The organism is Nostoc sp. (assembly GCF_036917415.1).
Lineage (GTDB): Bacteria > Cyanobacteriota > Cyanobacteriia > Cyanobacteriales > Nostocaceae > Nostoc.
The window spans coordinates 1-19,532 of the sequence record NZ_JBALDJ010000109.1 but is presented as its reverse complement, the minus strand read 5'-3'; the positions used below and the strand labels follow the sequence as shown (position 1 = coordinate 19,532).

At 42.0% G+C, this 19,532-nt stretch carries 17 protein-coding genes and 1 other RNA gene; 5 read left to right on the top strand and 13 right to left on the bottom strand.

Going from position 1 to position 19,532, the window contains the following annotated elements; genetic code table 11:
• Positions 1-12 precede the first annotated feature (12 nt).
• Positions 13-2,139 (top strand): ATP-binding response regulator, encoded by a 2,127-nt coding sequence (locus V7K41_RS24140; RefSeq protein WP_334852303.1) that lies wholly within the window; start codon positions 13-15, stop codon positions 2,137-2,139.
• A 59-nt stretch (positions 2,140-2,198) separates the two neighbouring features.
• On the opposite strand, the gene V7K41_RS24135 is transcribed toward V7K41_RS24140, so the two are convergent.
• The 3 genes from V7K41_RS24135 to V7K41_RS24125 all read right to left on the bottom strand — a co-directional run bounded on the left by V7K41_RS24135 (position 2,199) and on the right by V7K41_RS24125 (position 4,415).
• The gene (locus tag V7K41_RS24135; RefSeq protein WP_334852301.1) at positions 2,199-3,287 is read right to left on the bottom strand and encodes a Gfo/Idh/MocA family protein; all 1,089 of its coding nucleotides are present in this window, start codon (positions 3,285-3,287) and stop codon (positions 2,199-2,201) included.
• A 109-nt stretch (positions 3,288-3,396) separates the two neighbouring features.
• Positions 3,397-4,116, bottom strand: coding sequence for a ribonuclease III (gene rnc / locus V7K41_RS24130; RefSeq protein ID WP_334852299.1), 720 nt, complete (start codon positions 4,114-4,116; stop codon positions 3,397-3,399).
• Between the two features lie 116 nt (positions 4,117-4,232).
• Complete coding sequence (locus V7K41_RS24125) at positions 4,233-4,415, bottom strand: hypothetical protein (protein ID WP_118167250.1); 183 nt, start codon at positions 4,413-4,415, stop codon at positions 4,233-4,235.
• Positions 4,416-4,666: 251 nt separating this feature from the next.
• Here V7K41_RS24125 and V7K41_RS24120 point away from each other — a divergent pair, with 251 nt between their 5' ends.
• The gene (locus tag V7K41_RS24120; RefSeq protein WP_334852297.1) at positions 4,667-5,083 is read left to right on the top strand and encodes a hypothetical protein; all 417 of its coding nucleotides are present in this window, start codon (positions 4,667-4,669) and stop codon (positions 5,081-5,083) included.
• Positions 5,084-5,257: 174 nt separating this feature from the next.
• Here V7K41_RS24120 and rnpB read toward each other — a convergent pair.
• The 4 genes from rnpB to groL form a co-directional block, all read right to left on the bottom strand.
• Positions 5,258-5,675: RNase P RNA component class A (gene rnpB, locus V7K41_RS24115), an RNA gene on the bottom strand.
• 44 nt (positions 5,676-5,719) lie between these two features.
• Entirely contained in the window at positions 5,720-6,418 is a 699-nt protein-coding gene (locus tag V7K41_RS24110; RefSeq protein ID WP_334852296.1) for a hypothetical protein, read from the bottom strand.
• Between the two features lie 65 nt (positions 6,419-6,483).
• A complete protein-coding gene (gene corA / locus V7K41_RS24105) occupies positions 6,484-7,626 on the bottom strand; it encodes a magnesium/cobalt transporter CorA (RefSeq protein ID WP_334852294.1) in 1,143 nt (380 codons plus the stop codon).
• Between the two features lie 286 nt (positions 7,627-7,912).
• Complete coding sequence (gene groL, locus V7K41_RS24100) at positions 7,913-9,595, bottom strand: chaperonin GroEL (protein WP_334852292.1); 1,683 nt, start codon at positions 9,593-9,595, stop codon at positions 7,913-7,915.
• Between the two features lie 158 nt (positions 9,596-9,753).
• Here groL and V7K41_RS24095 point away from each other — a divergent pair, with 158 nt between their 5' ends.
• On the top strand, positions 9,754-10,836 hold the full coding sequence (locus V7K41_RS24095) for an MraY family glycosyltransferase (RefSeq protein WP_334852290.1): 1,083 nt from the start codon (positions 9,754-9,756) through the stop codon (positions 10,834-10,836).
• Between the two features lie 460 nt (positions 10,837-11,296).
• On the opposite strand, the gene fabG is transcribed toward V7K41_RS24095, so the two are convergent.
• Positions 11,297-12,043: a 3-oxoacyl-[acyl-carrier-protein] reductase gene (gene fabG, locus V7K41_RS24090; RefSeq protein WP_334852288.1), complete on the bottom strand. Its 747-nt coding sequence runs from the start codon at positions 12,041-12,043 to the stop codon at positions 11,297-11,299.
• Positions 12,044-12,698: 655 nt separating this feature from the next.
• Between fabG and trxA the strand changes: the two genes are divergently transcribed.
• Both trxA and V7K41_RS24080 read left to right on the top strand, forming a co-directional pair.
• Positions 12,699-13,016 (top strand): thioredoxin, encoded by a 318-nt coding sequence (gene trxA, locus V7K41_RS24085; protein ID WP_104907825.1) that lies wholly within the window; start codon positions 12,699-12,701, stop codon positions 13,014-13,016.
• Between the two features lie 467 nt (positions 13,017-13,483).
• Complete coding sequence (locus tag V7K41_RS24080; protein WP_334852286.1) at positions 13,484-13,696, top strand: GUN4 domain-containing protein; 213 nt, start codon at positions 13,484-13,486, stop codon at positions 13,694-13,696.
• A 336-nt stretch (positions 13,697-14,032) separates the two neighbouring features.
• On the opposite strand, the gene V7K41_RS24075 is transcribed toward V7K41_RS24080, so the two are convergent.
• From V7K41_RS24075 to V7K41_RS24055, 5 genes are all read right to left on the bottom strand, one after another.
• Positions 14,033-15,952, bottom strand: coding sequence for an iron uptake porin (locus V7K41_RS24075; protein WP_334852339.1), 1,920 nt, complete (start codon positions 15,950-15,952; stop codon positions 14,033-14,035).
• Positions 15,953-16,501: 549 nt separating this feature from the next.
• Positions 16,502-17,044, bottom strand: a complete 543-nt coding sequence (locus V7K41_RS24070) for a hypothetical protein (RefSeq protein ID WP_334852284.1) — start codon at positions 17,042-17,044, stop codon at positions 16,502-16,504.
• Positions 17,045-17,264: 220 nt separating this feature from the next.
• Complete coding sequence (locus V7K41_RS24065; RefSeq protein ID WP_334852282.1) at positions 17,265-18,023, bottom strand: isoprenyl transferase; 759 nt, start codon at positions 18,021-18,023, stop codon at positions 17,265-17,267.
• A 23-nt stretch (positions 18,024-18,046) separates the two neighbouring features.
• Complete coding sequence (locus tag V7K41_RS24060) at positions 18,047-18,982, bottom strand: ferritin-like domain-containing protein (RefSeq protein WP_334852280.1); 936 nt, start codon at positions 18,980-18,982, stop codon at positions 18,047-18,049.
• Between the two features lie 38 nt (positions 18,983-19,020).
• On the bottom strand, positions 19,021-19,176 hold the full coding sequence (locus V7K41_RS24055; RefSeq protein ID WP_334852279.1) for a hypothetical protein: 156 nt from the start codon (positions 19,174-19,176) through the stop codon (positions 19,021-19,023).
• Between the last annotated feature and the right edge of the window lie 356 nt (positions 19,177-19,532).

Sequence of the window (19,532 nt, the reverse complement as noted above, 5' to 3'; positions counted from 1 at the left end):
GTGAGACACTCGATGACTAATTCCCGTCAATCTTCCTTTCGTCGAATTTTAGTAACGAGAATATTGCTGCTGTTCGTTCCAGTTTTACTTATAGGTGAGCTTGTTGCCTTAAATAAGGCACGTTCTAGCATATTGGGAACTGCACGTCAAAATTTAACAGAAAGCGCCATTAGTAAAGGAGAGAGAATTGGAGATGCGATCGCAATCCTAAAAGCTAATTTGCTAAGTGTAAGTAAAACAACGGTTATTCCGTCCGATTCGCCTATACAAGACCAAGAACTTCTCACGCAGCTAAAAAAACAACTTCCAGCCAGTATTGAGTGCATCCAATTAACGAATCTCTTAAACCAGAAAATAGTTGCCAGTAGCTGTGGGGATCAAGCAATTGGAGAATTGAGATTACCTTTACCTAGTAATGGAATTGATGTCAAAACAATCTTCCCATCAAAGGCAGGAATAACTGGAAAAAGAAACACACAAAATCAACTGCAAGTAGTGTTATCGACACCAGTTTCCGATAGCCGAAGAAATTCTATTTACAGTTTAAGTATTCAGTCTGCATTGTACCAACAAACCAGAAATCCACCGGGATCGCTCACAGGGGCTATGGTAGTGATTGCTGAAGATGGCACAATTTTGGCACACCCATTCACAGACTGGGTGGGAACTAATATCAATCAGCACCCTCATGCTTCCCAAATTAGGGGCATAATTAAAAATGCAATTACAGGAAAAAACGATTCGATAAATTTGTCTTTTACAGAGGGAAAAGAATTAGTAGCTGGCTATACAGCTATTACAAATCCACTCATCCAACAGCAGCAAAAATGGATAGTTTTAGCTGTTACTAGTGTTGATAATGCACTTTTTGGTTTAGAGGAAATCAAACTAATTCTCATCGTTTTGACAGTTGGTTTGATTGGTGCAAGTTTGCTAGCATCCCTATATTTAGCTCCTTATTTGGCACGTCCTGTAGAAGAATTGCGAGATTACGCTCTCAATATTCACTCCCACCACGCCGCACAACCAGTTCCGCACAATTTTCAAATTCGGGAATTCAATCAACTGGCCCAAGCATTAGACCAAATGGTAGAACGGCTTAAAGCTGGATCAGAAGAATTGGAAATAGCTTGGAAAGAAGCAAAAGCCGCTAACCAGATTAAAAGCCAGTTTTTGGCTACGACTTCCCATGAATTGAGAAACCCATTACATACTATTATTAACTGTATTCGCCTGGTTGAAGATGGCTTATGTGATAGCCGGGAAGAAGAAATGGAGTTTCTCAAACGTGCCGATGAAACAACAATTCACTTATTAGGTATTATTAATGATTTACTTGATATTTCTAAAATTGAAGCAGGTAAGCTTTCAGTAGTCACCACACCTATTGATCTCCGACAAATATTGTTAGAGGTGATTAATTTACAATCAGTTAATGTTCAACAAAAGGGCTTGCAATTAAAATGCGAGTTAGATCCCCAAGCGATACCAATTAAGGCAGATGCGGCAAAACTGAGGCAGGTGTTGATTAATGTTATCGGCAATGCCACTAAGTTCACCGACACCGGAAGCATCACCATTGCTACAGAAATTCAATCTAGTAATGGTAAATCTCAGGTGGTAGTCGCTGTCAAAGATACAGGTATAGGCATTGATCCCACTCAACAACACAAACTATTTCGCCCCTTTGTGATGGTGAATGGTACAACCACGCGCCAGTTTGAAGGTACTGGACTGGGACTAGCGATTTCACGAAACTTAATCGAACTCATGGAAGGCAGCATTACTCTTGAGAGTGCGGGACTTCATCAAGGTACGACACTGAAAATTACCTTACCTTTGATTGATATCTCGCTGTTAGCTGTTCCAAATAAAGAAGCAAATGTTGGGGATCTTGGATTCTCCTCTGGGAATGAGGGAATAAAGGCAAGCCGCTACTCTAGCCTACAGGAATCTGGGGAAAGTTCCTCTTTGGGGATCAACAAATCTGCAAAAGTAGAGGTAGACAAAGAGAAGTTCCCGAAGTCCCTGCTGTTAGTTGGGAAAGAAACTTGCGAGATTCGTCTTTCGCCCCTGCAAACTATCTTGGTAAGTCTTCCCAAAGAAGGAGTTTATGCGAATGGGACTTTCAAAAGCTAATTTAGTCAAAAGTCCATGCCTTAACCAAACAGTATTGGGCGGTTATTCCCAACGGAAAATTACAGTTGAGAGCAGTTGTTAAGAAAAACAGGTTGACCGCCTTGCTCAAGAGATACTGTTAGTGCAGCAAGAATTTCTACTAACTGGGTGCCTACCCAGCCAGACGAAACCTCTGAGGGAGTATTGTTTATAACAGAGACAACAAAGGTGGAGCAAACTCGCCCCAATGGTTCCCCTGGCTCTAATTCCAGCACTACCTGCCTTTGATTTACCGGAATAAATTGATTACCCTGCTGTTCAAACTCCCCATGTAGCAGCGTTAGAGGTGACGATCGCGACATTTCATCAAAAATCAAACTACCAAGGCTACCTACAATCCCCAGCCGTCGCTGCTTATCAGGATTCAGCCAGCACAAATGAATATAAACTTGAAAGCCATCTGGGTATGTCAGGGTTAACCATACTAGATCGGCCAAACCTTGAGGCAAAGGAGAATTTATATCTTTCTTCCCCTCTGCTCCCCTGCTCCCCTGCTCCCCTGCTCCCTGTAGCCACACCGTACCCGTTGCTTGTACTTTTATTGGAATTTGACCCAACCAAGCGTTAAAGATTGCAATATCGTGAATAGCTAAGTCCCACAGCGCATCAACATCTTGCCGGACAGGCCCTAAATGGGTGCGGGTGGCATAGCCATAGCGCAAATCACCTAATTTACCAGCTTGTACTACAGTTTTTCCTCGCTCAACTGCTGGGTGAAATAAATAAGTATGATCAACCATGAGTATTAAATGACGCTGCTCTGCCAACTGGCAAAGTTCCCGACATTCTGCTGGGTCGAGAGTTAGGGGTTTTTCAGCTAAAACATGGTATCCCTGTTGGAGAGCGTCTTTAATTAAAGCATAGTGAGTGGTAGCTGGAGTTGCGATCGCCACCCCTGTCAACCCTGGCACTTTTTTTAAATCTTCCCACCGGGTTGTTAATAGTACATTTTCATCTATATTAAACTGCTGCTTGACCGCCGCTAATCGTTCTGGATGGGGGTCTACTACAGCAACTACATTTGCTTGGGGATGTGCTAAAAAATTCCGCAGCAAATGCACTCCCCAACGCCCAACTCCGATAACAGCAATATTAATTTTATTTGTCATTTGTCATTTGTCATTTGTTATTTGTCATTAGTTATTTGTATACAAAGGACGAGGGACAAATGACCACTGACAATCAACTGATTATCGACTAATCGCCCTTCTTTTAAGCTCAGGGTATTTGCGGATTAGAAATTGCTAAAAAAGCTACTTTAGCTGCGGCTTGTTCAGCAGTTTTGATCGATCGCCCCTTACCTTCTCCGAGTTTGTTTCCGTGCAGCCACACTTCAGCCATGAAACGTTCTTGATTGCGATGCGGTTGAGTGACTTCCACAACCCGATACTCTGGTAAAACTTTAAATTGCGCCTGAGTCCATTCTTGGAGAGCAGCTTTGTAATTTAGTCTGGCAGGATCGAGGCGAATTTCTGTCGTTAGTTCTTGGAAGTGGGGATCTAGCCAAGAGCGGATCAATTCCAGATTTTGAGTACTTAAGTAAAGCGCACCTAGAACTGCTTCAAAAGCATCTGCCAGTCGTGACTCTTGACCAACTTTATCAGCCGTAGCACTGCCAGCGACTAGTAAGTATAACTCCAAACCATAAGCTCTCGCCAGTTGGGCGAGAATGCGATCGCTCACCAACACCGAACGAATTGCCGCAAAATCCCCCACCGGACAATCGGGATAATTTTCCCATAACACAACAGCCGACACCAGCCGCACCACTGCATCGCCAACAAACTCTAGCTGTTCATAATTTGCCGAATCAGAGACAGTGGGATGAGTTAGCGCTAAATCCAGCAGTTCCCACTTTATAGGTGCTTCTAGCGACAAACCAAATTTTTGGACTAAACTTTCGAGTTGCCGTTGACGGCGTGGATAGGCAAGGGGCATTACGTGACAAGGGGAAAGGGGCAGAGAGCAGGGGGAGCAGGGAAAGCAGGGAGAGACAACTAGCTATCTATCTTATATCCCTAAAGTTCTTGGACTATTAATCTAGCAACTTTTCGCTACTTCTCTCTATCTAGCTTCTCTTGAATAGCTTGACGACAAAATTCAGGAGGATCGTCTTTAGCTTTTACCTCTTCCTTCATTTCTTTGGTGATACGCAAATGTAGATATTCAGTTAGTGGTCGCTCTCTGTCTGTGGTGAATGGCTTTAAGTTATCTGGATTACCTTTATTTTTAGACATTGTATAGAAATACAAATAAAGTTATTCTCCACGTGTATATCAGTAGAGAATGTTAAATCGATGGGCATCTTAGCCTGAGAAACTTGTTGCCCACCGATTCCCACTTTTACAAGAGGTAACTCTATTTTATGTTTACACGCACAGAATTAGAAGTTGTGCGATTCGTTGCTTAGTGAATCTCGGCATCCAGTCCGTAAATAACTAAGCCAGCCTCAACTCAATCATGGGGAACAGGTTGAACTCTCGGTCAGATGCAGGTGCAAGTCCTGCCAATCAGACTCAGATTTGACTCCTTATCTGCACATGAGCAAGAGCGCAAGCTAAGAACATCTGGAGCCGGATGCACGGAAACGCGCACGTCCGGTTCTAACAGAGAGGTGCGTGGGATAATACCCACCATCGACTCTACCAAAAGCTTGAGAGCATTACGCGATTTATGTCTGATACAGTACGGCATCCAAGCAATAGGAAACCCTGCGGATAAGGCATCCTACATTAATGCACTTCTGACCTTCCCTGTTATAGCCTGCAAGCAAGTGTCAGAAAATAAAGGATTGAAGTCTCCTATGCTATCTCAAGTAGAAGCGCTAGAAGCAACGCTTGAAGCGATGGGAATACCGACACCAGAGCAGTCAGCATTACTCAAGGTGACGATGGAAGGAAGCTAGAGTACCCAGCACGATACAGTCAAGAGAAACTGTTTGGACTCTATCGGATTAAATGGCATCTGGATACAGCATTAGAGATCCTGGGAATGCTTTAAATGATGAATTAGCGATCGCACAAAATCCGTACAAAAATAATGGAGTACAAACCGTCAAAGGTTTATACTCCATTGCAGGGGAGAGAGCAGGACATAAGCCGGGTTCTGTTCTCTTACGAGGGCAGTTATCTATCTGGGACGCCTGTTACCAAACGCCTCAAGCGGCTCTCATTGAGCGGAACTGGTAAAAGACCAACCGTAGTTCCTATCGCCTTGCTCCCAACCGGGGTTTACCGAGCCAGCACCTCTCGATACTGCTGGTGCGCTCTTACCGCACCTTTGCACCCTTACCAAATTTAATTCAAAATTCTTGGTTCAAAATCCTTAATTTTGAATTTTGAATTTTGAATTTTGAATTGTTTTGGCGGTATCTTTCTGTGGCACTATCCTCACGATCGCTCGCACTGGACGTTATCCAGCAAGTTTGGTCTTTCGGGAGTCCGGACTTTCCTCAAACCAGTGACTATGACTGATCTGCAACCGCCTGCGCCTACTCTCTCCTTAGATCAAGTGTACCCGGTTGACAGAGAGGGTTGACAGGTTATTGCTTTTTTTTATTCCAAGGTAGAGCGTAAGTCCAAGGTAATTTTCTGACTGTGAAAGGACAATTGATAATACTAATGGGAGGAAAATCACGACCTGGAGATAGACCTAAACGCACTTCAGATATCCTAAGCACTAATTGCAGGGAAAAATCCAACTCTTTTTTTCTGTTAAGAAAGTCGTTGTACAACTTTTTTTGCCCTTTTTGTAGCCCATTGATATCAATTAGTGGTTTTTTTGCTAAATAGGTTCCAGCTACTTGATCGCGCTCGAAAACATCTTCTGCTGTCACTGTTTCAGAAAGTGTTTTCTTGGGAGCAATCAGGCTAGGACTTTGGGGTACTGCTAAGTCGCGGGTTAAGTCTGGTGATTTCCGAATTACGCGGCGCGATTGCTTACTATGTTCAACAACTAAAGAACTGTTATCCCAGTCAACGTATAGGGCAACATTATCCGATTTATTTTCGATACTAATTCCTAAATCTTTCAAATCGTCAATTGGGTATGAAGATTTGAGTTTAAAGGAAATTCCAATTTTATCATCGAGATTTTGTTCTTTGAGTTGCTCGTCAACAATTCCTTTCTTAAACTCAAATTTAACTTGGTCATCGATGGATTCAATCATGCGGTTGAAAACATAGAAAACACCGATAATATAAATCGTCAAAACTACTAAATTCTGGTCGCTACTCCTCATAACTCAAAAATCTTAACTCCCGGTGCTAATGAATATATATTTGACTTGTCGCTAATCTACAATTTTTAATTGTGCTTAATTTCTACAGAATTTTTCAGCCAGCCTCGTCGCCAAAAAAAGAATAGCAAACTAAGTGCGATCGCTAACATCAATGCCCAGCAAAGTGGGTAGCCCCAATACCAATTCAATTCAGGCATATTATATGGCGATTTTTCAGTATTGAAATTCATACCATATATTCCGGCAACAAAAGTCAGTGGGATAAAGATTGTTGAAACTATCGTTAGCACCTTCATGATTTCATTCATTTTATTACTCACTGCCGAAAGGTACACATCCATTAATCCAGATGCTAGTTCTCGATAAGTTTCTACCATATCCATCACTTGCACTGTATGGTCATAACAATCTCGCAGGTAGATTCGCACTTCTTCACAAATCAAATCGGGATCGTCTCGAATTAAGGAATTAATTGCATCTCGCTGAGGCCAGATAGCACGACGTAGTTGCAGTAATTCTCGCCTAATTTGATAAATATTTTGCAGTGTTTGTGGAGTAGGTCTGACTACTACCTCTTCTTCTAACTCTTCAATTCGCTCACCATAAAGCTCCAGTACTGGGAAAAAGCCATCAATAATTGCATCTAACAGAGCATAAGCTAAGTAATCCGCTCCCTGTTTGCGGATAAGACCTTTATTTTTTTCAATTCGCGATCGCACCGCTTCAAAGCAATCATGTTCTGGTTCCTCTTGTACTGTCAGCAAATAATTTTTTCCCAATATCAAACTCACTTGCTCACTATAAAAACCACATATTCTTTCCTTTGGTACTACCATCCGGGCAATGAAAAGCAATTGATCTTCATAATCCTCTGTTTTGGGACGCTCTGGTACATTGACTACATCTTCTAAAACTAGAGGATGTAACTTAAAAACATTACCCAATCGTTGTAATATGTCTTGACTACCTAAGCCTTGTACGTCTACCCAAGAAATCGATTCCGCCTCCAGATAGGGGACACACTCCTCTGGAGTTTCTATTTGTTCGCGGATGAAATTGGTTTGGTTATAGTCAATCAAAAAAATTACTGGTGGTGGAGCATCTGCATCAATAAAAATGGTTCCAGGTATAGTCCCTGGTTGGTGATGGAACTCGTCTTCATAAAGCTTGGGAACTATTTTAGGAAAGCGACGTAGTTTTCGTGCCATGCAATATTACCTAATAGTAATTTGTCATTGGTCATTGGTCATTTGTCATTAGTAAATAACAAAGGACATAAGGATAACTTACACGTTATTTTACAAATATTAATATAAAGATGGTAATTTCTAAATTAGGCAATTATTTAGGTTGCTAATTTGATCGTCAGCCAGATTTAATCTGACGAATTACGAATTGGTATAACATATTGCCTCTGAATGAGCAATGCTACAAAAAACAGTTTGCCTTGGCAAGACAAACTGTTTAAAAAATATTTATCTGGGTCAGCAGAAGTTAGAACATGCCCATACCGCCCATGCCGCCCATGCCGCCCATGCCGCCCATGCCGCCCATGCCACCCATGCCACCCATATCAGGGGCAGGAGCAGCAGATTTCTTCTCTGGCTTTTCAACAACGATCGCTTCGGTGGTTAAGACCAAACCAGCAATGGAACCAGCATTTTGCAAAGCTGAACGCACGACTTTGGCAGGGTCGATAATACCAGCAGCAATCAAGTCTTCAAATTCGCCAGTAGCGGCGTTGTAACCAATGTTGAAGTCGCTATCCCGGACTTTCGAGACGATCACAGAACCTTCAGCACCAGCGTTGTCTGCTATTTGGCGCAAGGGTGCTTCTAGCGCTCGTTCAACAATATCAGCCCCAATTTTTTCTTCGTCATTTTGTAAGGTGTTTTTAATCGCTTCTACCGCTTTAGCTAAATGAATTAAGGTTGTCCCACCACCAGGAACAATGCCTTCTTCCACAGCAGCTTTAGTAGCATTCAGCGCGTCTTCAATCCGCAGTTTGCGGTCTTTGAGTTCGGTTTCGGTTGCCGCACCCACTTTAATCACTGCCACGCCGCCAGCAAGCTTGGCGATGCGTTCTTGCAGTTTTTCTTGATCGTACTCAGAATCAGTTTCTTCCAACTGTCTGCGAATTTGACCAATCCGCTTTTGTACTTCTGGCTTGGTGACACTGCCAGCGACAATTGTAGTGCTTTCTTTGTCAATGGTGATTTTACGGGCAGTTCCCAGCGCTTCTAGAGAAGCGGTATCCAAGCTTAAGCCGATTTCTTCAGAAATCAACTGTCCATCGGTGAGAATAGCAATATCTTCTAACAAAGCTTTGCGGCGATCGCCAAACCCAGGCGCTTTAATCCCAGCCACGGCTAGTACACCCCGCGCTTTGTTCACCACCAAAGTTGCCAAAGCATCACCTTCGACATCTTCAGCAATAATTAGCAACGGCTGACCAGAACGGGCAACTTTTTCTAAAATCGGCACTAAATCTTGGATGCTGCTGATTTTTTTATCTGTCACCAAGATTCGGGCGTTTTCAAATTCGACGATTTGCCGTTCGTTGTTGGTGACGAAGTAAGGAGAAATATAACCCCTGTCAATCTGCATCCCCTCAACTACTTCTAGTTCGGTGGTTAGGGATTTGGATTCTTCAACGGTAATTACACCATCTTTGGTGACTTTTTCCATTGCTTGAGCTAACATTTGGCCAACTTCTTCATCGTTACCAGCAGAAACAGTGGCAACTTGAGCGATCGCACTTCCTTCTATGGGCTTGGCTACCCTGGCAATTTCTTGCACCAGTGCCTCAATAGTTTTGTCGATCCCGCGTCTCAAGCTAACAGGGTTACTACCCGCCGCGACGTTCTTCAAACCTTCTCGAATTAAGGCTTGTGCTAAAACTGTGGCGGTGGTTGTACCATCTCCAGCGACATCTTTAGTTTTTGAGGCCACTTCCTGGATGAGTCTTGCACCAGTATTTTCCAAAGGATCTTCTAATTCAATTTCCTTGGCAACAGTGATACCATCGTTGACAATTTGAGGTGCGCCAAATTTTTTCTCTAAAAGGACATTACGACCTTTGGGCCCCAAGGTGATTTTTACGGCATCGGCAAGGGCGTTAACACCCCTTTCTAGAGATCGCCGCGATTCCTCGTCAAATGCAATAATTTTCGCCATGTTTTATTTCTCCAGCGCTTCCATTAGACAATTTAGCACTCACAGCGCCAGAGTGCTAATCTCTCAAGTGGCTCAAGTTACAAATGGAAATAAAAAAAATTGATTAATATACAGGTGATGCTCATATTAGATACTGGCAGTAATGCTTGAATTGGGAGATGAATCTAGACAACTCCCTTAAGTCCCTTGGTATTGCCGACCCTAGCGGCACCGGCTGGTTGGCAGTAGTATTTACGTTCCTCTTGGCTTGGCTTGTAACTTGGCGTTTAATTCCGACAGTCCGCAAATTCGCCTTGCGAGTAGGTTGGGCTGACCAACCCAACGCCCGGCGACTCAACCGAGAACCTTTACCCAATGCTGGGGGGCTGGCTATCTACGCGGGTGTGATTGCCGCGCTGGTATTAGCTAGCCTTTTACGACCGATCGAACTCCAAAACGTATTGGCTCAGGTGCTCACTATTCTGTTGGGGGGTTCGATATTAGTTCTTGTGGGCTTTATCGACGATCAGTTCGGCTTACCGCCCTCTGTGCGATTGTGGGCGCAAATTGTCACGGCGCTGTTGCTCGTAGCTAATGGCATCAGTGTCAAAGTCCTGTTTGGCACTCCCATCGACTCGCTTCTGTCCATGTTGCTAACAGTACTATGGGTAGTAGGGATTACCAACGCCATCAACTTGATGGATGGTATGGATGGCTTGGCAGGAGGAATTAGCTTTATTACCGCCATGAGTTTGTTGGGCGTTGCAGCTCAATTTAACAATCGTGCCGCGGCAATCTTAGTACTCGCAGCTTTGGGAGGTGCTGCACTGGGATTTTTGCGCCATAATTTCCATCCATCACGAATTATTATGGGTGATGCCGGAGCATACTTTTTTGGCTATGTCCTGGCAGCAACTAGTATTTTAGGCAAACTGCAACAAAACACAGTTTATGCACTAATTCCCACAGTTTTATTTCTATTATTGCCAGTACTAGACACCACTCAAGTATTTGTGCGGCGTCTACTAGCAGGAAATAACCCTCTAAGTACTCCTGGCAAAGACCATCTGCACCACCGCTTACTTGCTTGGGGACTCTCCCAGCGCCATGCTGCGTTTACCCTTTGGTCAATTACCTTAGTTTTCAACTTGCTAGCGATGAGAATACAAGGTATGAGTTTGGCTGTGATGCTGACAACCGCCAGTAGTATTATCCTGCTTTTGGCTTTTACGGTCTGGCAAAGGATACGCCAACAGCCCTAGTACCGCAAGGCAAAAGTCAAAAGTCAAAAGTCAAAAGTTTTATAGAATAAGCTCTTTAGAGCTTTTCAATGGTCTGCTTATTTACGCCGTGCTGTACTGGTTGCTTGTAGGGTGGGCATTGTAATGCTGGCCCTACTATGGTTTATTCTGTGCATGAAAGCGATGTCTGTCTTGAAAAGTTCACAGACGGTCGCAGACTCGCTATCGGTGCGCTAAGGCATCATGTAAAAATAAGTTGTACAAAATTTATTTGGAATAGATTACTAAGAGGCTATAAGAGGTTTACGAGCCGTGAAGTTAGTTTAGAAGTTAAAAACTCGATTTTGAAGTTAAAAACTCGATTTTGAAGTTGAAAACTTGATTTACGAGAGTGAACTACTGAAATAAAATCGGTGTGTTACGCTTTTGGCGTAACACACCCTACGAAAATTGCTGTAGACACGATTCATCGCGTCTCTACTTACGCCATTACCATACCGCCATCGACGTTAAAAACCTGTCCAGTGATGTAGGTGGCGGCGGGATCGGCAGCGAGGAAGCGCACCATGCCAGCAATTTCTTCTGGCTGACCGAAGCGACCGAGTGGGATGTATTTGAGAATATCTTCGGGGTTATTGAGATCGCTGGTCATGTCGGTGGTGATGAATCCAGGGGCGACAGCGTTAACGGTAATCCCACGAGAAGCAAGTTCTTTGGCAACGCTTTTGGTGAAGCCGATTACACCTGCTTTGGCGGCGCTGTAGTTGGACTGACCGGGGTTGCCTATTTGCCCAGCAACGGAGGTAATGTTGATAATCCGCCCCGATCGCTGCTTCAGCATGATTTTACTGACGGCGCGTGTACATAAGAAAACACCAGTTAGATTAAGGTCTATCACAGCTTGCCAATCTTCTGGCTTCAAACGCAAAAGCAGGGTATCGCGGGTAATACCTGCATTGTTGACTAAGATATCTACACGCTTAAACTTTTCCATAACGGCGTTAACTAGTGCGTCTACTCGATCGCTTTGAGAAACGTCAGCTTGGATTGCGATCGCCTGACCTCCCGCACCTGTAATTTCTGTAACAACTGCCTCAGCGGCGGCACTCGAACTAGCATAATTGACAACTGCGATCGCTCCTTGTGAGGCTAATTCAATTGCGATCGCTCGGCCAATTCCTCTTGATGCACCTGTGACAATTGCGACTTTATCTTGTAATAGTGTCATTTAATGTTCCTCAATCTTAGAAATACCGCGCTAATTATCTTATGGTGATTTCGGGAACATCTGAATATTGTCTGGATAATATCTAACTCTTGCGGGGTGAAAATCTTGCTGTCATACTGCAAATTAGATAGCTAACAGATAAAGTTATATGTCGTATTTAGCTAGATATAACTATCTGAATCAAACGCGCAAAAACAAGATCGCCGACTTCATAAAAGTTATCAAGAATCTGCGATTTGCAATTCTCACAAATCAAATAAGATTCCTATATAACTCGAATAACAAGAATTAACGTTTTACTATAATTAAATATCTATAGTTATTTCTCTGTGAATGGATGAATAACTTTAAGTAATATATTAGCCTGACTGGATAAACTAGAAAGTGTTGTATCTACACCCTTGGTAAATATCACTCTTGTGAAAGCCTTTATAATTATTTGGTTGGTCAGGATAGGTTTAAATACATATCTAATGCAAATGCACAACTTAAAAGAATATACGTGTTTTATTATAATTATTTAAGATTTTTGGTTAGCAAATCATTCTATATTAACTAATCTAATCTTTTACCAACAAAAACCTATGAACCTATACCGATTTTATTTTCTAAGAACTACTATTGAAACAAACAATTGAAAATCGGTGTGTGTCACATGGCAACGAAAAAGCAATTTAACAGCTTTGAAGATATGCTGTCTGCTTCTGATGTACCTGTATTAGTAGATTTTTACGCTGACTGGTGTGGCCCCTGTCAAATGATGGTGCCAATTTTAGAGCAAGTCAATGCCCAACTTAAGGATCGCTTACGGATTGTCAAAATCGACACAGAAAAATACACAGATTTGGCTACTGAGTATAAAATTGCTTCTCTCCCAACCTTAGTACTGTTTAAGCAGGGTAAGCCTGTAGAGCGGATAGAGGGAGTGATGCAAGCACCGCAGTTGGTGCAATATCTACAAACAAAGATTTAAGCTAACACTTAGAATTTTAATTTTGGTTCTTAGAGGCGCGAGATATCGCGTCTCTTTCAATAGATAGATAATAATGTCCGCCCATATTAATCAAATCACTGTTTGATTGAACTTCTAGGAGCTATAAGACTCCCATTTGATTGCGTGAAAAAACTCTGTATAACTAAGGCTGATTCCCTACTCCCGACCTATCACGCTTGCGCTGTACTTTGAGTACTACGCAAATAAGTTTAAAAATAAAATCGGATTGCTATAAAACATTAAGCAAATGTTAAGCATATTTACTTATATGTCTAGAGAAAGTAGTTTAGAAATTGAGAAGACTATACTGTATAGATATAACAAAATATATTGACAAGTAAAACCATATATAAAAATAAAGCAGCAAAGACCTGACAAAGCCTATATTTGGGTGAATATTGATTTTGATAAGGTTAAAAATAGAATAGATGCGGTGACTTGCCAGATTGAGCGGGTTATACAAAAGCACCACCTTTCAAATCAAACTGCTAAATCAGGTAGAAGAAATAATCCTTTATATTATTAATAAGCTCTGGGTTCAATATAGTGAAGGCAAATTTGGTTTTAGCGTCCAACAACGTATTTGGCAAGCCAAAAAAGATTGTAAGCGCTTTGCTTATAAAGTTGGATGGCTAACAAATGTTGCCAATAGTGAATAGGTTAAATATGAAGAATATATAGCAGGAGGCAGAAGGCAGGAGGCAGGAGGCAGGAGGTAAAAGTATTACTATTCCTAGCTTTCATGCTTTCAAAATGTCCTAACCTGTGTGACTACGGCTATACTTTCAGCTTAGACGCACCTAAAGGACACTTCCATCTATATCTCGGTTGGTGGGTTTAGATTCTACAAACCTTGGTGTGGTTCAGCATCGAGTAAAGATTTTTTGTCACGATATTAGTGAAAAAGGGCAATATTTTTCTTACTGTGAACTTTGTTACCCAATTCCTAAATCCCCCAAGAAATTGGGGGATTTTGACTGCCTACTCCCAATCTCTTAAAATGTAAAAGTAGTCCGAAGTACACCTACAGTCGTAGTCTCATTGTTGCTGTTACCTTCTGGGTTAAAGAGAACAAACGCACCAGGGGTAATGCTAATATTATCGCTAACTTGAAGGCGGTAATAGGCTTCTAAATGGTAAGGAGTCGCCCGATTGTCGCCTGTGGGGGTAAGTTGAGCAGAACCACCAGTATCAGTACGGTAAAGTGGCTGACCAAAAAGAATCCCAGCAGTGTTTCCTGACTTGAATAAATCTCTGAAGTGAATTCCCGCCATCCAACTTGTAAAGGTGGTGGAAGCATCCACGCTATTGGAAGCAGCATCAACAAATATTGCTGCACCGTAGCCAGATAATGCTATTTTGGGAGACAATCGCCATGTTATCGTACCGCCAACAGAGTTGAGTGTGAGCGGTGTTCCAACTGCAACCCCTGCTAAAGCACCGATATCACTACTAACTAATCCTGTAGCCAAAATATTAATTTCGTGATAACTGTGGGCATAGTTTAAACCAATATCCAGAGCAGAACTTGGCTTGAAGGTTAACTGTGTGGCAATAATACTACTACCACTAAATAAACCTGCTCCCAAAGGTGTAGTAGAAACTCCTGGTACTGCTTCATTAGCAGATTTTTCAGGTAAATTGGCATTTACACTGCCGTATAAAGCTCTTAAATCAAAATTTGGCGAAATGTTAAAAATAAATCCCGCCGCCGATGCTAAACCAGTACCCGAAGTCCCACCAGAAACCCGTAGCACAGGATTCAAGTTGCCAAAACGAGAAATTGACTCTTGTCCTTCACCATAAAAAGGTGTAATTACTGGGAAAGCATCTGATGTCTCTGCCGCAGTTCCCGCAAACAAGGTTAATTTATTAGCGACGGGAAAGACATACAGCAATTTGTAAACCTGAATACTGTTTGCGCCAACACCCGACAAAGTATTGACATTTAACCCCGGAAATTGCGGCTCAAAACTGGTACGAGCGCTACTTGCACTTAAAAGTGGCGAAGCTAATCCTAAACTTTGTTGCAGGCTACCCTGTCCATCGGCTCCACCCAAAAAGTTATAGGCTTGCAATCCAGTAATTAATGAATCTTTACCAGTAAAGCTAGTGGTGAGATTTAACCGCACTCTATTGACTAGGATGATGTTCGGGTCACTCTGATTAGGAGCGCCACCGCTAGCACCAACACCAGCAATAATTACCTCACCATTGAGTTTGGTCGTAGTAGAAAACTGATTTGCTTCTAGTTCTGCTGTGCGAGCTTCTACAGCATCTACTCGACCCCGTAATGTTGCCAATTCCGCCGCAAATTGTTCTTGTAGTTTCTGCAACGTGGCTAAATCTTCTTTCTTGACCAAATCACCAGTTGCAGTTGCAATCAGTTCGTTAATTCGGTCTAAACAAGCATTTAAGCCAGCAGCAAATTCATAGCGAGTTAGCGCCCGATTACCGCGATAGGTTTGATTGGGATAACCTGCGATACAACCATAGCGCTCGACTAAAGATTGGAGTGCCTGAAAAGCCCAATCATTCGGCTGTACATCAGACAATTGCGATACAGATGTTACTTGTGCAAGTTTGTATGAGGTTGGAGATGAACTTGCAGGTTGTGGTATGATTGGCTGCCACAAGTTAACAGCAGAATCTACTCCTATATCTTGAATTTTTTGCTGTTGATTGACTGAGGGTAAGTTTTTTTGAGTTTCATTAGCTATCAGCAATTTACTAGAGATATTATTTGTTAAATCGCTTTGATGAGAATTATTTTTTTGATAGCTGCCGTCATTTGGATTAACAGCTACGTTTTTATCTGCAATTTCTAAACTAGGAAGGGCTTGCACAGGTGATAACCCGACAATTAAACATAAAAATCCCATCCCACTAGCAAAAGCTAGTAGATATTTTGCCATCATAACTCCCAACACCTATAAAATAGTGAAAAAATTGATTGCGATTTTAAAATGTATTGATAAGTAAATTTAAAGTAGATTTAGCAAGAGAGTCTTGTCAACTTTAAATTTTGGATATCAGGATTTTTTCTGAATTAACTTATCAAAACATCAGCTTATATCGCAAGTATTAAATTATAGTAAATACTATTTTGGGAAAGAATTAACAATACATCATATTGATAGTTTTTATAATTACGATAGCAATTCTAAATGGTTTTTGAACAATGCATTACATAAAATGCTTGATTCATAAGCCTTCCAAATTTTCTCTGTTCAAATATAAAACTGGATTGCTATATTGACAAAATAATAATTAAATAAGTCTGATTTTGTGATATCGAATATAGGTATTGAGCCAAAATCCTCGGCTCAATACCTAGCAAAGAATAATTTACTCAAAAAAAATTAAGAGACTGCGATCGCTGCTCAATTTCGGTGCAGGCTAAGATTGGGAAGAAAACAGCATATTGTAGTCCACGATTTCTCTGATTGAGATATTTCAAGTATTCAATCCCACCAATAACAAACAATGACCGCATCAGAATATCGGTGAACATCTTCACCTGATAGGGCCCCTTCCAATCTAGTTCTCAGTCGGCGCTTCAGGCGCAAACCATAATCTTCATTCGTGCCATCACTTACTTCTACCGAATCAGCTCGCCATTTTTTGCCCAAGTCTAAAAGCTCTGACACTTTTGTGTCTTGGTTCTCTGCAAGGATGTATAGTGTATCGGCAGGATAGGCAATGAAATGGATGATGCTGGTTTCAGGCATGGGACGATAGTTTGCCATTGCAAGTAGTGTATCGACCATACCACCAAAGCTTAAACCGTTTTCATCTGGTGCAAAGATTGGTTTTGTGAATAGAAAGCTTGCCCATAAATTTCTGTGGCTGGAAAGGTCAGTAATCACTTCTTCGCCATTAAACTCATTGAAGCGACGCTGCCAAACCAAAGCAGCAAAGAGTTCTTGGGGAGAATATGATTTCGCAATCGTTTGGATTTTGCCTAAATCAAGCATCACATTTACGGTAAGTAATATTTTTAACAAAACATTTGTAACTACCCTTGCAGTTTATTTACTCAGTGCCTGCTATTCTTATAGTTACTTCGGTCTGTCATAGCAGATAGATTATCCTCGATAATGTTTTATTTGTGAGCGCTCATATACCATCGTGGTAGTGTGGGTGCTTTTACTTTATCAAGAAAGGCAGAAGGAATATTGCCCTCTGCCTCCTGCCTTCTTCACACGATGTTTGGTGTTTGGTACACTAAGCTGATAATGAAGCTTTGACTTGACCAAAACGGCGATCGCGATTTTGGTAGCTCAACAAAGCTTGATGAAATGCTTCTCGATTAAAATCTGGCCAAAGAATATCGGTGAAATACATCTCTGTATACGCCATTTGCCACAAAAGAAAATTACTCAATCGCATCTCACCACTAGTACGAATCAGCAAATCGGGTTCTGGAGTATCTGCTGTGTAGAGATGTTGTTCTACAAGACTTTCATTCACTTCTTGGGCACTGAGTTCGCCCTGTTGTACGAGTTGAGCTACTTGACGGCAAACTCTGGTAATTTCGTTGCGGCTACCATAGTTGACTGCAACAGTAAAGTGGATTGCTTGATTGTTCAATGTCTCTGTCATTGAACGTTCCATTTCTGTCTGTAGAGACTTGGGTAAAGCCGATAAATCTCCAATAAAGGAGATTCGTACTCCTTCTTGATGCATTTGAGCTAACTCGCGGCGTAGTAATCGCTCAAACAAATGCATCAGAAAATCCACTTCTTCAACGGGACGCTGCCAATTTTCTGTTGAGAAAGCATAGGCTGTCAGCGCTTTGATTCCCCAATCTTTGCAACAACGCAATAGTTCTTTGAGTGTCTTTGCTCCTTGGCGATGTCCGGCGATGCGTGGTAATCCTCGACTGGTTGCCCATCGTCCGTTACCATCCATGATGACGGCGATATGTTGGGGAATTTTTTGAGGGTTTAAATCGGTGGGTAATTTTGATTTGTCATTTGTCATTTGTCATTTGTCCTTTGTTTTGACTAATTAGTTTCAAATAAATTTTGCAGATAGTCTGGTGTGAGGCTATTGTTCCAACTCCACAAGCGATGCATTATGTAGGTGAAGGTGAAAAAGAGAGTTATTTTGTTGGTTAATGACCAAGCATTCCAGTTGAGTGTACCCATCATGCGGTGGAGAGTACGCATGAGGTTGTTGCGTTGATAGTTTGGCGATCGCGTTTTGATTAGCGTGCGTCCAATTCGCATCAACCCAGTATCAGGGAAAGCCCAGACTCCAAACCCCCAAAATTTGGTCGTATGATTGATTTCATCCTGTGCTAGTTCTTCTAAAACATCCTGGAGTGCGCCAGTCGTGTGAGCCATCAACCAAATATAAAGACAGGTTGCACCGTATTCTGTAGCAATGCGGTGTAAGCCGTGGCGATATAAATCTTCTTTGGCGTCATCTGTGGGGAGATAGCTTCTAACAGTACGAAGTTTTGGGATAATTTTCTCGCCTGTTAATTGGGTGTAGATTTTGATTAATGCAGGTGTGTGCTGACGTTCTTCTTTTTCCCATAAACCAAGTTCCAGCAGTTCGCCATCTTTACCGACTGTTCCACCAACAAACCGAGCCATTTGAGGATGCAATTTTTCCAAATACTGCCGACTTGTTTGGGTATAGCTGCGAATGGGAGCTTCTGTATCCATTGCACCTATCAATATAGATAGAAATACCTCTGCGTCTAAGCCGATAATTTGATTGCGATTAATTGTTTGCCAGTTGATGGGTTTCCAAGGGCGCGGTTGCGGATTGGCAAACTGTAACGGTAAATCTTGTAGGCGCTCATGTAGTTTTTCGACTGCAATATATTTATCTATCAGAGAACGAATGCGGCGCTGTGTTTGCAAGTAATGAGGAATAGGATAGCTTTTAGCTGCTAAGTCTTCTGCAATTGGGCTGAGGGTATTAAGCATATTTTTATACTTAAGTTTTTATCTCTATGCCCAATAGCCTAAGCGATCGCACTTTGTTTTGTCAGTCGGCTGAAGTCGGCAGTTTTATGTGATGGAGTTGGAAAAGTTGGTGAAAAAGTCGGATTTGAATTGTGCTGATTTGATATTGAGGATAGGCTAATCAATACGGTTCGGTTAACGTGTTTATTCCTCAAAGATCCCCCCAACCCCCCTTAACAAGGCTTGCTCACAACCCTCTTTTACCCCCTTTTTAAGGGGGTCGCCGTAGGCGGGGGGATCTTAACCGAACCGTATTGATAGGCTAATCAGATCAAAACCAAGATTTGAAGTATAAAAAATAACGATATACTTTTTAAGCTTTTAACACATGTTCATATTGTCTTTACGAGTTATCTGGAAAAATTAGAATTTTTGCTAAGGTGGTTTTCCGTTGCCGAATTCTTGGGGGTTGCCCAAATTCAATCAACGACTGCCCAAATTCAATCAACGACTGTCCGAATTCAATCAACGACTGTCCGAATTCAATCAACGACTGCCCAAATTCAATCAA